The 13,192-nt window shown below is 70.6% G+C and carries 13 protein-coding genes; 5 read left to right on the top strand and 8 right to left on the bottom strand.

All coding sequences use genetic code 11. The features are described 5' to 3' along the window. Nucleotides 1–70: 70 nt before the first annotated feature. From purH to dusB, 3 genes are read right to left on the bottom strand one after another with little or no spacing between them, the layout of a single operon-like run. Nucleotides 71–1,648 carry a bifunctional phosphoribosylaminoimidazolecarboxamide formyltransferase/IMP cyclohydrolase gene (gene purH / locus AC1Q7O_RS00220; protein WP_492660275.1) on the bottom strand — a complete coding sequence of 526 codons (1,578 nt, stop codon included), beginning with the start codon at nt 1,646–1,648 and terminating at the stop codon, nt 71–73. A 7-nt stretch (nt 1,649–1,655) separates the two neighbouring features. Further along, nucleotides 1,656–1,907 (bottom strand): helix-turn-helix domain-containing protein, encoded by a 252-nt coding sequence (locus tag AC1Q7O_RS00215; protein WP_492660276.1) that lies wholly within the window; start codon nt 1,905–1,907, stop codon nt 1,656–1,658. A 14-nt stretch (nt 1,908–1,921) separates the two neighbouring features. Then, entirely contained in the window at nt 1,922–2,977 is a 1,056-nt protein-coding gene (gene dusB, locus AC1Q7O_RS00210; RefSeq protein ID WP_492660277.1) for a tRNA dihydrouridine synthase DusB, read from the bottom strand. Nucleotides 2,978–3,046: 69 nt separating this feature from the next. On the opposite strand from dusB, the gene AC1Q7O_RS00205 reads away from it, so the two are divergent. Next, entirely contained in the window at nt 3,047–3,553 is a 507-nt protein-coding gene (locus AC1Q7O_RS00205) for a YqaA family protein (protein WP_492660278.1), read from the top strand. After that, a complete protein-coding gene (locus AC1Q7O_RS00200) occupies nt 3,550–5,037 on the top strand; it encodes a carboxypeptidase M32 (RefSeq protein ID WP_492660279.1) in 1,488 nt (495 codons plus the stop codon). Before AC1Q7O_RS00205 ends, AC1Q7O_RS00200 begins: the two co-directional genes overlap by 4 nt. 236 nt (nt 5,038–5,273) lie before the next feature. Here AC1Q7O_RS00200 and AC1Q7O_RS00195 read toward each other — a convergent pair whose 3' ends face one another. The 4 genes from AC1Q7O_RS00195 to AC1Q7O_RS00180 form a co-directional block, all read right to left on the bottom strand. Then, nucleotides 5,274–5,459 carry a hypothetical protein gene (locus AC1Q7O_RS00195; RefSeq protein ID WP_492660280.1) on the bottom strand — a complete coding sequence of 62 codons (186 nt, stop codon included), beginning with the start codon at nt 5,457–5,459 and terminating at the stop codon, nt 5,274–5,276. 13 nt (nt 5,460–5,472) lie between these two features. Next, a complete protein-coding gene (lpxC, locus tag AC1Q7O_RS00190; RefSeq protein WP_492660281.1) occupies nt 5,473–6,408 on the bottom strand; it encodes a UDP-3-O-acyl-N-acetylglucosamine deacetylase in 936 nt (311 codons plus the stop codon). Between the two features lie 19 nt (nt 6,409–6,427). Further along, entirely contained in the window at nt 6,428–8,395 is a 1,968-nt protein-coding gene (locus AC1Q7O_RS00185; protein ID WP_492660282.1) for a sensor histidine kinase, read from the bottom strand. A 91-nt stretch (nt 8,396–8,486) separates the two neighbouring features. Continuing rightward, the gene (locus AC1Q7O_RS00180) at nt 8,487–9,047 is read right to left on the bottom strand and encodes a TetR/AcrR family transcriptional regulator (RefSeq protein ID WP_492660283.1); all 561 of its coding nucleotides are present in this window, start codon (nt 9,045–9,047) and stop codon (nt 8,487–8,489) included. A 110-nt stretch (nt 9,048–9,157) separates the two neighbouring features. Between AC1Q7O_RS00180 and AC1Q7O_RS00175 the strand changes: the two genes are divergently transcribed. From AC1Q7O_RS00175 to AC1Q7O_RS00165, 3 genes are read left to right on the top strand one after another with little or no spacing between them, the layout of a single operon-like run. Next, nucleotides 9,158–9,850, top strand: a complete 693-nt coding sequence (locus tag AC1Q7O_RS00175; protein WP_492660284.1) for an SDR family oxidoreductase — start codon at nt 9,158–9,160, stop codon at nt 9,848–9,850. Between the two features lie 15 nt (nt 9,851–9,865). Next, nucleotides 9,866–10,693: an alpha/beta hydrolase gene (locus AC1Q7O_RS00170; protein ID WP_492660285.1), complete on the top strand. Its 828-nt coding sequence runs from the start codon at nt 9,866–9,868 to the stop codon at nt 10,691–10,693. Continuing rightward, nucleotides 10,690–11,874 carry a Bcr/CflA family efflux MFS transporter gene (locus AC1Q7O_RS00165; RefSeq protein WP_492660286.1) on the top strand — a complete coding sequence of 395 codons (1,185 nt, stop codon included), beginning with the start codon at nt 10,690–10,692 and terminating at the stop codon, nt 11,872–11,874. The genes AC1Q7O_RS00170 and AC1Q7O_RS00165 overlap by 4 nt, the downstream gene beginning before the upstream one ends. 54 nt (nt 11,875–11,928) lie before the next feature. On the opposite strand, the gene ftsZ is transcribed toward AC1Q7O_RS00165, so the two are convergent. Then, entirely contained in the window at nt 11,929–13,179 is a 1,251-nt protein-coding gene (gene ftsZ, locus AC1Q7O_RS00160; RefSeq protein WP_492660287.1) for a cell division protein FtsZ, read from the bottom strand. Nucleotides 13,180–13,192 lie beyond the last annotated feature (13 nt).

The raw sequence follows: 13,192 nt of genomic DNA, 5'->3' as shown, positions 1-13,192 counted from the left end.
GGGCATCGCCAGCGCGGGCCGGCTTGGGGGCGGCCCGGCGCTCGGCCCGCCAATCCGGCACCGATCCGAATCAGTGCCGGAAGTGGCGCACGCCGGTCAGGACCATGGCGATGCCGCGCTCGTTCGCGGCGGCAATAACTTCGTCGTCGCGCATCGAACCACCCGGCTGGATGACGCAGGTGGCGCCGGCATCGGCCAGCACGTCCAGGCCGTCGCGGAACGGGAAGAAAGCGTCGCTGGCGACAGCCGAACCCGCCAGCGTCAGCCCGGCATGGCCGGCCTTGATGGACGCGATGCGGGCCGAGTCCAGGCGGCTCATCTGGCCGGCGCCGACGCCCAACGTCATGCCGCCGCCGCAGAAGACGATGGCGTTGCTCTTCACGTACTGCGCCACGGTCCACGCGAACATCAGGTCGTCCAGCTGCTGTTCGGTGGGCTTGAGCGTCGTGACGACCTTGAGGTCTTCACGCTTCAGGAAGTGGTTGTCGGCCGTCTGCACCAGCAGGCCCGAGCCGACGCGCTTGACGTCCTGCGCGTTGCGGCCCTGATCCCACGGGCGCGAGCCGCCCGCCGGCAAAGCGATCTGCAGCAGGCGCACGTTGACCTTGCCCTTGAACACTTCCAGCGCCTCGGCGCTGAAGCTTGGGGCCATCAGCACTTCGACGAACTGCTTGACGACGAGCTGTGCCGCGGCGCCGTCCAGTTCGCGGTTGAAGGCGATGATGCCGCCGAAGGCGCTGGTCGGGTCGGTCTTGAAGGCCTTGCTGTAGGCCTCGGCCGGGTTCACGCCCACGGCCACGCCGCAGGGGTTGGCGTGCTTGACGATGACGCAGGCCGGCGTGTCGAAGCTCTTCACGCATTCCCACGCGGCGTCGGCGTCGGCGATGTTGTTGTACGAGAGCTCCTTGCCTTGCAGCTGCTTGCCGGTTACCAGCGAGCCGGGCGCGGGGAACAGGTCGCGGTAGAGCGCGGCGGTCTGGTGCGAGTTCTCGCCGTAGCGCAGGTCCTGCACCTTCACGAACGTCGAGTTCATCTGCGCGGGGTACTCAGCCTTGGCACCGTCATCCTGCAGCGCCGACAGATAGTTGCTGATGGCGGCGTCGTACTGGGCGATGCGGTTGAACGCGGCCACGCTGCAGGCGAAGCGCGTCTTGTCGCTGGTCTTGCCGTGGGCCTTCAGCTCTTCGAGCACGGCGGCGTACTGGGCCGCGTCGGTCAGCACCGTCACGTCCTTCCAGTTCTTGGCCGCGCTGCGCACCATGGCCGGGCCGCCGATGTCGATGTTCTCGATGGCGTCTTCCAGCGTGCAGCCGGGCTTGGCCACGGTCGCCTCGAACGGGTAGAGGTTGACGGCCAGGATGTCGATGCGCGTGATGCCGTGCTTCTCCATCGCGGCCACGTGCTCGGCCGTGTCACCACGAGCCAGCAGCCCGCCGTGGATCTTGGGGTGCAGCGTCTTCACGCGGCCGTCCATCATTTCCGGGAAACCGGTGTGCTCGGCCACCTCGGTGACGGGCAGGCCGGCGTCGGCCAGCAACTTGGCGGTGCCGCCGGTGGACAGCAGCTTGGTGCCCAGAGCGTGCAGCTCCTTGGCGAATTCGAGGATGCCGGTCTTGTCGGAGACGGAGAGGAGTGCGGTGAGTGCCATGGTGGGGTCAGCCAAGGTTGTGATCAGTGAGTTTGCGGCGCAGCGTGTTGCGGTTGATGCCCAGCCACTCCGCCGCCTTGCTCTGGTTGCCGCCGGCCTCGCGCATGACGATCTCCAGCAGCGGTTTCTCCACCAGCTTGATCAGCATCTCGTGCATCGAGTGCGGCTCCTGGCCGTCGAGGTCACGGAAGAAGGCTTCGAGGTTGTCGCGCACGCAGGCGTCGATGGGGTTGGGCGGGGTGTTCTTCTGGGCACTCATGCGAGTGGAATCTCTCAGGCGGCGGCGCAGGCCGTGTCGTCGGCCTCGTCGTCATTGGCTGCAGGAACCGCTGCGGGTGGCAGGCGGTGGTGGGTCTGGCCGAGTTCGTCGAACCAGTCGCGGAGCGCCTGCAACTGCTCTTCGCAGCGCTCCAGGGTGTTCATGTGCTGGCGGAAGGCTTCCCCGCCGGGCAGGCCGCGCACGGCCCAGCCGATGTGCTTGCGAGCGCTGCGCACGCCGCTGAGCTCGCCGTACAGGCCGTAGTGGTCGTGCAGGTGCTCGGTGAGCACGTCGCGCGCCTCGGCGACGGTGGGCGCCTCCAGGTGTTCTCCCGTCGCCAGAAAATGCGACACCTCGCGAAAGATCCACGGCCGGCCCTGCGCGGCGCGGCCGATCATGACCGCGTCAGCGCGGGTGTAGGCCAGCACGTCGCGGGCCTTCTCGGGGGAGTCGACATCGCCGTTGGCAACGACGGGGATGGCCAGCGCGGCCTTCACGGCGGCGATGGTGTCGTACTCGGCCAGGCCCTTGTAGCCCTGCTCGCGGGTGCGGCCGTGGATGGTCAGCATCGCGATGCCGGCGGCCTCGAACAGCTTCGCCAGGCGCAGCGCGTTGCGCTCGTCGGCGCTCCAGCCGGTGCGCATCTTCAGCGTGACGGGCACGCCGCGCGGCAGGCAGACGGCCACGACGGCCTCGACGATCTCCAGCGCCAGCGCCTCGTTGCGCATCAGCGCCGAGCCGGCCCACTTGTTGCAGACCTTCTTGGCCGGGCAGCCCATGTTGATGTCGATGATCTGCGCGCCACGGTCGATGTTGTAGGCCGCGGCCTCGGCCATCATGGCCGCGTCGGTGCCGGCGATCTGCACGGCGATGGGCCCGGGCTCGCCGGTGTGGTCGGCGCGGCGTGAGGTTTTCAGGCTGCCCCACAGCTCCTTGCGCGACGTGACCATCTCGCTGACCGCGTAGCTGGCGCCCAGCCGGCGGCAGAGCTGGCGGAACGGCCGGTCCGTCACCCCCGCCATCGGCGCCACGAAGAGCCGGTTGGGGAGGAGGTGGGGGCCGATTTGCACGAAGGTCTGCTCAAAAAAGAGGCGAGATTGTAGCCATCCGGTCTTTCCGCCCCCGCTGACAATGCCGGCATGGAAGCTTGGCTCGCGCAATTCATCCACGACATGCTGGCCGCCGTGGCGCTGCCGCAGGTGGGGCTGGTCGCGGTGTTCATCATCTGCTTCGTCTCGGCCACGCTGCTGCCGCTGGGCTCCGAGCCCGCCGTCTTCCTCGTCGTCAAGGCCGATCCGGCCATGTTCTGGCCGGTCATCGCCGTGGCCACCATCGGCAACACGCTGGGAGGCGCGGTCAGTTGGTGGATGGGCTACGGCGCCGAAATGGCCGTGGAGGCCGTGCGCCACCGCGAGCCACCCAACCCGCGCGCGCTGGCCTGGCTCAAGCGCTTCGGTCCGCGAGCCTGCGTGCTGAGCTGGCTGCCCATCGTCGGCGACCCGCTGTGCGCCGTCGCCGGCTGGCTGAAACTGCCGTTCTGGCCCTGCGTGGGCTGGATGGCGCTGGGCAAGGGCCTGCGCTTCCTCTGTTTCACGGCCGCCCTGCTGTGGCTGATTCCCGAATCCTGGATGTCATGGATGCAATGAACACCCCCGCCTACCAAGAACTGGCCGCGCGCCAGCAACGGTCCTACCGCCTGGCCCACCTGCAGTCCATCGCCCAGTGGGACCAGGCTGCCAACATGCCCGCCCACGGCAACGAGGCCCGCAGCCTGGCGCTGGCCGAGATGGACGGCCTGCTGCACCAGTTGGCCACCGACCCGGCACTGAAACACCTTCTGGACAGCGCGGCCGCCGAGCCGCTGGACGACACGCAGCGCGCCAACCTGCGCGAGATCCGCCGCGCCTGGCGGGCCGCCAACGCGCTGCCGCAGGCGCTGGTGGAGGCCAAGAGCCTGGCCAACAACCGCTGCGAGCACGCGTGGCGCACGCAGCGCCCGGCCAATAACTGGGCCGGCTTTGCGCCCAACCTGCGCGAGGTGCTGGCGCTGGCGCGCCAGGAGGCGGAGTTGCTGTCGCAGAGCGCCGGGCTGTCCCGCTACGACGCGCTGCTCGACAACTACGAGCCCGGCATGCGCAGCGCCGACGTCGAACAGGCCTTCGCGCCGCTGCGCCAATGGCTGCCCGGGCTGATCCGCGACGTCACCGCAAGGCAGTCGCGCGAGACCGTCATCGAGCCCGTGGGCCCCTTCCCCACCGCCGCGCAGAAGGCGCTGGGGCTGGACGCGATGCGGCTGATGGGCTTCGACTTCGCCGCCGGCCGCCTGGACGAAAGCACGCACCCGTTCTGCGGCGGCGTTCCCGAGGACGTGCGCATGACGACGCGCTACCGCGAGGACAACTTCCTGCCCAGCCTGATGGGCACCATCCACGAGACCGGCCACGGCCGCTACGAGCAGGGTCTGCCGCGCGAACTGCTGGGCCAGCCCATCGCCCGCGCCCGCTCCATGGGCCTCCACGAGAGCCAGAGCCTGAGCTTCGAGATGCAGCTGGGCAGCCACCCGGCGTTCGCCGGCCTGCTGGCGCCGCTGCTGGTGAAGCATTTCGGCGACCAGCCCGCGTTCGAGCCCGGCAACCTGCACAAGCTGCTGACGCGCGTGCAGCCGGGCTTCATCCGCGTGGACGCCGACGAGGTGACCTACCCCGCCCACATCCTGCTGCGCTTCGACATCGAGCGCGCGCTCATCGAGGGCGACGCCGAGGTGGACGACATCCCGGCGCTGTGGGACGCCAAGATGGCCGAGCTGCTGGGCCTGGACACGCGCGGCAACTTCAAGGATGGCGCCATGCAGGACGTGCACTGGCCGGCCGGCCTGTTCGGCTACTTCCCCTGCTACACGCTGGGCGCGATGTACGCGGCGCAGTGGTTCGCGACGATGCGCTCGCAACAGCCCGACCTGGACGCCCGCATCGCGCGCGGCGAGCTGGGCGGCGTGTTCGACTGGCTGCGCACGCACGTGTGGCAGCAAGCCAGCCGCTGGGAGACGCCGGAACTCGTCAAGCGCGCCAGCGGCGAGGCACTGAACCCGGCGCACTTCGAAGCCCACCTGCGCCATCGCTACCTGGGCTGAAAAAAATAGGGCCGCTCCACGGAGCGGCCCAAGTTCGGTTCGAACGATCTCTCTCTTCCAATCCATCGCGCTTCCCCGGCCCCCCGGCCATCTCCGCGCGTGGCGCCCGGCGTGTTGTTGTCTGCCGGGCTGGGCCGCTGCAACTCGAACAGCGACCGTGGAGCCATTCTGAGCATCCGGCGCCGCGATGGCATCCCCGCAAGCCCAGGGGTGGCCCGGCCGGTGCGTGAACGGCGTCACAGCATCAGCACCAGGCGCTCCAGGAACAGCACGGCGAAAAAGCCCAGGCCGGCCACCAGCGTCCATTTCATGATGACGACGCCCAGCCGGCGCCAGCGCGGCTGGCCGGTGGCGATGGACAGCGCGAAACAGACGATGGCCGCGAACAGCAGCAGGCCGATGACGAGGCGGGCGATCAGCATGGCGCGACGGAATTCACCATGCCGGCGCCAGCTCCGCGAACCCCTTGGGCGCCTCGCGGTCGTCCTCGAAGTGGACGATCTCGTAGGCGTCCTTGTCCGCCAGCAGCGCGCGCAGCAGCTTGTTGTTCAGCGCATGGCCGCCCTTGAACGACGTGTAGGCCGCCAGCAGCGGCATGCCGGCCACCTGCATGTCGCCAATGGCGTCCAGGATCTTGTGCTTCACGAACTCGTCGTCGTAGCGCAGGCCGTCGGCGTTCAGCACCTTGTAGTCGTCCACGACGATGGCGTTGTCCATCGAACCACCCAGCGTCAGGCCGCGCGAGCGCATGAGGTCGATGTCTGCCGTCATGCCGAAGGTGCGCGCGCGGGCGATGTCCTTCTTGTAGAGCCCGGAGCCCATGTCGAACACGTACTGGCTGCCGGTGGCCGCCACGGCCGGGTTGTCGAACTCGATCTCGAAGCTCAGCGTGTAGCCGTGATGCGGCGCCAACCGCGCCCACATCAGCTTCTTGCCCTCGCCCTGGCGCACCTCGACCGGCTTCTTCACCTTCAGGAAGCGCTTGGCGCCGTCCTGCATCGCGATGCCGGCGGACTGCAGCAGGAACACGAAGCTGGCGGCCGAGCCGTCCAGCACCGGCACCTCGTCGGCGTTGATGTCGACGTAGAGGTTGTCCAGCCCCAGGCCGGCGCAGGCCGACAGCAGGTGCTCGATGGTCTGCACCTTGGGGCCGCCGGGGTCGCCGCCGGGGCTGATGGTGGTGGCCATGCGCGTGTCGCTGACCGACATGACGCTGACCGGGATGTCCACCGGCGGGCACAGGTCCACGCGGCGGAAGACGATGCCGGTGTCCATGGGTGCCGGGCGCAGCGTCAGCTCGACCTTCTGGCCGCTGTGGATGCCCACGCCGACGGCGCGCGTGATCGACTTCAGGGTGCGTTGCTTGACCATGCCAGGGATTGTCCCAGCATCAGGCCCCGCCTTTGCGCTCCACGGGCAATCGCAGCGATAGCCTGGTGCCATGGCCTGGCGAGGAATCGATGCGCAGCTTGCCGCCCAGGCGCTGGGCGCGCTTGATCTGGCTCTTCAGACCGCGGCCATGCTGGATGCTCTGCAGGTCGAAGCCGGCGCCGTCGTCTTCCACGCGGATCTCGACGTAGCTGCCGTGGTGGCGCGTGACCATGCGCACGCGGCTGGCGCCGGCATGCTTGAGCACGTTGTTCAGCGCCTCCTGCATCAGCCGCAGCACATGCAGCGCATCGGGCGGCTCCAGCCAGGCCAGCGGCGGCAGGTCCTGCACGTCCCAGTCCAGCTTGAGGCCGCCGGTCTGCAGCCGCTTGCCCAGGCGATAGCGCATGGTCGCCAGCAGCGACACCAGGTCGTGGCCCACAGGCTCCAGCGAATCGATGACCAGCCGCAGGTCGTCCACGCATTCGCGCAGCACCTCCACGCATTGCTCGTGCGACATGCTGCCCTGCTCCATCGCCACCAAGGCCGACAGCAGCGACGAGCCCAGGCCGTCGTGCATGTCGGCCATGATGCGCTGGCGCTCCAGCAGCAGCGCCTGCTGGCGCTCGACCTCGCGCAGCTGCGCGTTCTGCGCCTGCAGCACGGAAACCTGCTCGTCCAGGTCTTCCTGCAGCTGGCTGTTCTCGGCCTGCACCTGCTCGACGGCGCCGACGTAGCGGCGCTGCACGGCGTGCAGGAAGCTCAGCATGACGGTCAGCGTCGCGAACGGCAGCCAGAAGAAGTGCTCGGGCCAGGCCCAGCCGGCCAGCACGGCCAGGTCGTGCCCGCCGATGGCCACGGCGACGAGCAGCGCCAGCGCCATCACGCGCAGCTCGGTGCAGCGCTCGCGCCAGGCCAGCAGCGCCAGCCACAGCGTGCCGACGGCGGCGACCGCGGCCGTCACGCCGTACTGCAGCACCACCATGTCGATCTGGCGCAACCACAGCGGCATGCTGACGACGCTGACCACCACCACCGCCGCCACCAGCCCGCGCTCCAGCCAGCGCGCGCGCCGGCGCGCGAAGCGCAGCGCGAACAGCAGCGCCGTCACCATGACCCAGGCCATGGACGCATGCGTGACCCACCAGAACCAGTCCTGCCCCACGGTGGAGGCCGGCAGGCTGACGTAGTAGTGCAGGTTGCGCACCATCCAGGCCGCTGCGGCGGCGGCGAACAGCCCGTAGATGGCCTCATCGGGCCGGCGCAGCCACAGCGTCAGCGCGAACAGGCCCAGCACGGCCAGCGTCAGGCTGACGGCCTGCGGCAGGCCGGCCTGCATGCGCACGCGCCACTGCCAGCGTTTCTCCAGCACATCGCGCGGGCCCAGCCAGATGCGCGACACCGCGTGGTAGCTGCCCGCCGGCACCGGCAGCGCGACGACCAGCTCCAGCCCCTCGGTGCCCGTGGCATGCAGCGGCAGCCACAGCGGCTGCGCCCACTGCTCGCGTTCGGCATGCTGGTTGTCCAGCAGCAGCCGCCAGCCGCCGCCGGGGTGGCGCGCCAGCACGGCGGCCGACAGCGTCACCAGCCGCGGCAGGTACAGCGCCTGGGGTTCGTCGATGCCGGCCGGCAGGTGCAGCCGGTACCAGCGCATCTCGTAGCCGCGCGAATCGTTGACGACGGCAGCGCCGGGGCGGGCGCGCACGTCGGGCATGGCCACCGGCTGCCAGGCCGCGGCGGCCTCGGGCGGCAGCAGGTCGGCGGGCAGCGCCAGCTGGTCGCTGGTGGCCAGCGACTGGCGGCGCAGCGCGCTCCACCAGGCGTCCAGCTGGTCGCGCCGCCAGGCGGTGGTGGCCAGCTCCGCGGGTGCGGCCTCGTCGCCCGCGTGCCGGGACGTGGGCTGAGGCAGGCGCTGAGCCTGCACCATGGCGCAGGCGCCCAGCAGCATCAGCACCAGCCAGCGGCGCAGCAGCAGGCCAAGCTCAGGCATGCCTGCAAGATCTTCTAGGCGTCGACATGGGGCGCGAGCATGCCACAGGGGGTGCGCCGGCACGTACCGCCCGCCCCCGGCGGGCGACCGCTCAGCCGCCGGCCGGCAGCACGCGGCGCGCGGCCTCGCGCAGCTCGCGCGACAGTCCGGCGTCGCCCACCGCGCGCGACAGCAGCAGCGACCCCATTAACGTGGACAGCATCGCCAGCGCCTGCTCGCGCCGCGCAGCGTCATCGCCACCGGGCATCTGGCCCTGCAGCGTTGCCACCAGGCTCTCCACGCCCTCGGCGAACACGCCCTTCACCGCCGGCCCGCAGCGGGCGGCATCGCCGGCCAGCGCCGCGAGGCCGCAGCCGGCGCCGGGGTGGTCGCGGTGGGCGTCGGACAGGTAAGTCTTCACCCAGGCCTGCAGGCTGCGTTCGGTCTGCGTCTTCCACTGCGCGCGGTTGGCCTGCAGCGCGCGCTGGGTGGCCTGGGCGGCCAGGTCGTCCTTGGACTCGAAATGACCGTAGAAGCCGCCGCGCGTCAGCCCGGCGGACTGCATCAGGTCGTTCAGGCCGATGCCGTCGAAGCCGCGCTCACGGAACAGCTGCGCGGCGTTGTCGAGGATGCGTTCGCGGTTTTCTTCGGCCTGGGCGCGGGTGACCTTCATGTCGGCTTCCTGGGGTCTTTCGGGACGGGCTTGACGGATTTTATATGTTGCATGACATTTATATCAATCATGTCAGTCGACATGAATAAACCGATCAAGAAGGAATTGCCATGCAGCTCAAGAACGCCGTCGTCTTCGTCACCGGTGCCAACCGCGGCCTGGGCCGCGCCTTTGCCGAGGCCGCGCTGGCCGCCGGCGCCGCCAAGGTCTACGCGGCCGCACGCGACCCGGCCGCCATCGACCTGGCCGGTGTCGTGCCCGTCAAGCTGGACGTGACCGACCCCGCCCAGGTGGCTGCCGCGGCCGCGCAGTGCGCCGACGTGACGCTGCTCATCAACAACGCCGGCGTGTCGCAGGGCGCCGGCGTGCTGGCCGCCGACGCCATCGCCACCGCTCGCCATCACTTCGAGACCAATGTGTTCGGCGTCTGGGCGCTGGCGCAGGCCTTCGCGCCGGTGCTGCAGGCCAACGGCGGCGGCGCGGTGCTGAACGTGCTGTCGGTGCTGAGCTGGCTGACGCTGCCGGGCCTGGCGCCCTACAGCGCCAGCAAGGCCGCGGCCTGGGCGCTCAGCAACGGCCTGCGTGCCGAGCTGAAGGCCCAGGGCACGCAGGTGACCAGCCTGCACGTGGGCTACATGGACACCGACATGACGCGCGGCCTGGACGCACCCAAGTCCGCGCCCGCCGACGTGGCCCGCCTGGCGCTGCAGGGCGTGGCGGACGGCGCCATCGAGGTGCTGGCCGACGACATCAGCCGCCAGGTCAAGCACAGCCTGTCCACCGCCGCGCCCGCCTACGCCTGAGCACCGGGAGACGCCATGCCCTCCTCGCCCGCCTCCGCCGCCCTCGCCGCGCCGCTCGCGGCCCGGGCCGACGGCCACCTGGCCGCCGCCCGCCACGCGTTCTCGACGCCCGAGCGCGTTGCGCCCACCGCCGACGAGCGCGCGGCACTGGCCGCTGCCGCGCAGCCGCCGCTGCATCACGAAGGCATCAAGCTCGCGCGCTGGACGCTGGGCAGCGGCCCGCGTGTTGTGCTCGTTCATGGCTGGAACAGCCGGGGCTCGCACCTGCTGGGCTTCGCGCGCCCGCTGGTGGCAGCCGGCTTCTCGGTGACGCTGTTCGACCTGCCGGGCCATGGCGACAGCGGCGGCCATGCAGCCAGCGTCGTGCATGCGGGCCGGGCGCTGCGAGCGGTGATGGCGGACCTCGGCGAAGTGCACGGTGTCATCGGCCACTCGATGGGGTCGGCCGCGGCGCTGCTGGCCTTTGCGCACGGGCGGGCGGTGCAGCGCAGCGTGCACCTGGCCGGGCCGTCGTCGCTGACGCCCATGGTGCAGGGCCTGGCGCGCGCCCACGGCCTGGCGCCCGCCGACGCGGCCGCCTTCGCCGGCTGGGTGGAGCGCTTCATCGGCACGCCCATCGCGAACGTCGATCTGGAACGGCTGCAGCACGGCCTGCGCCACCCCGGCCTCATCGTGCACGACCCCGAGGACCGCACCGTGCTGTTCGCCGCGTCCGAGGCGCTGCACGCGGCGTGGGCCGGCTCGCACCTCGCGCCGGTGTCGGGCCTGGGCCACCGCCGGCTGCTGGCCGACGCCGCGGTCATCGCGCGCAGCGTGGCCTTCATCGCCGGGGCCGACGCATGAACGCCGTGCCGCGCGCCTGGCTGCTGACGCTGGCCGCGCTGTCCGCGCTGGCGACGCTGTCCACCAACATCCTGCTGCCGTCGCTGCCCGTCATCGCGCGGTCGCTGGCCATCGACGAGGCGCGGCTGACGGCGGCGGCGCTGGGCCTGTTCCTGGCCGTGTTCGCGCTGGCGCAGCTGATCGCCGGGCCGCTGTCGGACCGCATCGGCCGCCGGCCCGTGGTGCTGGGCGGGCTGGCCGTGTTCATCGCCGGCAGCGCCGTCGGCACGTTCGCGATGACGCTGCCGCTGCTGCTCACCGGCCGCGTGCTGCAGGCCGTGGGCGTGGCCGCCGCGTCGGTGCTGGCGCGGGCCGCCGCGCGGGACCGCTTCGAGGGGCCGCAGCTCGCGGCGCTGCTGGGTCGCATCATGGTCGTCATGGCCGCGGCGCCGGGCTTCTCGCCGCTGCTGGGCGGGCTGGTGCAGGCGGCGGCCGGCTGGCGCGCGCTGTTCGCCGTGCTGGTGATCGCGGGCCTGGCGCTGGCGCTGGCCTACGTGCGCATCGTCGGCGAAACGCTGCCCGCCGAGCGGCGCCGACACCAGCCGGCCGGGGCGCTGGCGCGTGGCTACGTCGCGCTGCTACGCGACGCCCGCTTCATGCGGCCCGCGCTGGCCACGGCCACCATCCTCGGCGCGCTGTTCGCGTTCTTCGGCACGGCGCCGCTGGTGCTGTTGCACCGCTTCGGTTTCTCGGCGCTGCAGGTGGGCCTGTTCTTCGCTGCGACGGTCTTCGTCGTCTTCGCCGCCGGGCAGACGGCGCCGCGCTGGACGGCCCGCTGGGGTGCGCCCGCGGTGCTGAAGCTGGGGGCGACGCTGGCCGTGGCCGGCGGGCTGCTTACGCTCATGAGCCAGGCGGCCGGCCTGACCGGCTTCGCCGCGGCGGGCTGCGTGTTCCTGTTCGGCATGGGCCTGGTGTCGCCCACCGGCACGGCGCTGGCGCTGACGCCGTTCGCGTCGCAGGCCGGGCAAGCCTCGGCGCTGCTGGGCTTTCTGCAGATGGCCGCAGCGGCGCTGTTGACGACGGTGGCCGCCACGCTGCCGATGGCCCGCATGGATGCGCTGGCCGCCGTGCTGGCCGGCGGCGGCGTGCTGGCCCTGCTGTCGGGCTGGGGCAGGCCCACGGCCGTCGTTCGCGCGTCCTGAAAGCAAAAAAGGGCGGGCCCGTCGGCCCGCCCTTGCTGGTTCCAGCTCGCGATCTCAGTCGGCCTGCTTGCGCAGGAAGGCCGGGATCTCGATCTCGTCCATGCCGTTGGACGACAGCGCCTCCACCTTCGCAGCCGCGCTGCCCGAACGGCCATGGCGCCACACGCTCGGCACGTTGGCATTGGCGAAGTCGCCCAGGCCCAGGCCGACGTTGGCCTGCGCCGCCGTCGGCGTGGCGGCCTGGCCCATGGCCACGGCATGAGTCAGCACGGGCATGGCCATGCCGTCGGTGCCGTTGCGCACGACCTGCTGGGTCTGCACCACCTGCAGCGGCGCCTGCTGGCGCGCGCGGCCGGCGGTCAGGCCGGTGGCAATGACGGTCACGCGCAGCGCGTCGCCCAGGCTTTCGTCGTAGGCGGTGCCGTAGATGATGTGGGCGTCGTCCGACGCGTAACGCTTGATGGCGTTCATCGCGTTCTTGGACTCGCTCAGCTTGAAGTTGCTGCGGCCGGCAGCGATGAGCACCAGCACGCCACGCGCGCCGGACAGGTCGATCCCCTCCAGCAGCGGGCAGGCGACGGCGGCTTCGGCAGCCTTGGCGGCGCGGTCCGGGCCGGTGGCTTGCGCCGTACCCATCATGGCCTTGCCCGGTTCGCTCATCACCGTCTTCACGTCTTCGAAGTCGACGTTGACCAGGCCCGGGATGTGGATGATGTCGGAAATGCCGCCAACGGCGTTCTTCAGCACGTCATTGGCATGCGCAAAGGCCTGATCCTGCGTGACGTCGTCGCCCAGCACGTCCAGCAGCCTGTCGTTCAGCACGACGATCAGCGAGTCGACATTTGCCTCCAGTTCGGCCAGGCCGGCGTCGGCGGCCTTCAGGCGGCGGCCGCCTTCGAATTCGAACGGCTTGGTGACGACGCCCACCGTCAGGATGCCCATTTCCTTGGCAACGCGCGCAATCACGGGCGCCGCGCCCGTACCGGTACCGCCGCCCATGCCGGCGGTGATGAACAGCATATTGGCGCCGGCAATCGATTCACGAATGCGGGATTCGGCCTCCTCGGCCGCCGACTTGCCCATTTCGGGTTTGGCGCCAGCGCCCAGGCCGGTAGAGCCGAGTTGCAGCAATTGGTCGGCCTTGGAGCGGTTCAATGCCTGTGCATCGGTATTGGCGCAGATGAATTCGACGCCCTGGACGCCCTGGGCGATCATGTGGTCCACGGCGTTGCCGCCGCCGCCACCAACCCCGATCACCTTGATTTGGGTGCCTTGGTCAAACTCTTCGATCATCTCGATGGGCATATGAAACCTCCTA

The sequence above is a fragment of the Roseateles sp. GW823-FHT07B05 genome, from assembly GCF_058794515.1.
This window is presented reverse-complemented; position numbering and strand designations above follow the sequence as displayed.

Bases quoted from the DNA above. Each gene is read 5' to 3' on its own strand.
- AC1Q7O_RS00200 (WP_492660279.1), top strand. From the start codon at position 3,550: ATGAACACCCCCGCCTACCAAGAACTGGCCGCGCGCCAGCAACGGTCC.
- AC1Q7O_RS00195 (WP_492660280.1), bottom strand. From the start codon at position 5,459: ATGCTGATCGCCCGCCTCGTCATCGGCCTGCTGCTGTTCGCGGCCATC.
- ftsZ (WP_492660287.1), bottom strand. From the start codon at position 13,179: ATGCCCATCGAGATGATCGAAGAGTTTGACCAAGGCACCCAAATCAAG.
- AC1Q7O_RS00170 (WP_492660285.1), top strand. From the start codon at position 9,866: ATGCCCTCCTCGCCCGCCTCCGCCGCCCTCGCCGCGCCGCTCGCGGCC.
- purH (WP_492660275.1), bottom strand. From the start codon at position 1,648: ATGGCACTCACCGCACTCCTCTCCGTCTCCGACAAGACCGGCATCCTC.
- AC1Q7O_RS00215 (WP_492660276.1), bottom strand. From the start codon at position 1,907: ATGAGTGCCCAGAAGAACACCCCGCCCAACCCCATCGACGCCTGCGTG.
- AC1Q7O_RS00180 (WP_492660283.1), bottom strand. From the start codon at position 9,047: ATGAAGGTCACCCGCGCCCAGGCCGAAGAAAACCGCGAACGCATCCTC.
- AC1Q7O_RS00185 (WP_492660282.1), bottom strand. From the start codon at position 8,395: ATGCCTGAGCTTGGCCTGCTGCTGCGCCGCTGGCTGGTGCTGATGCTG.
- AC1Q7O_RS00205 (WP_492660278.1), top strand. From the start codon at position 3,047: ATGGAAGCTTGGCTCGCGCAATTCATCCACGACATGCTGGCCGCCGTG.
- lpxC (WP_492660281.1), bottom strand. From the start codon at position 6,408: ATGGTCAAGCAACGCACCCTGAAGTCGATCACGCGCGCCGTCGGCGTG.
- AC1Q7O_RS00175 (WP_492660284.1), top strand. From the start codon at position 9,158: ATGCAGCTCAAGAACGCCGTCGTCTTCGTCACCGGTGCCAACCGCGGC.
- AC1Q7O_RS00165 (WP_492660286.1), top strand. From the start codon at position 10,690: ATGAACGCCGTGCCGCGCGCCTGGCTGCTGACGCTGGCCGCGCTGTCC.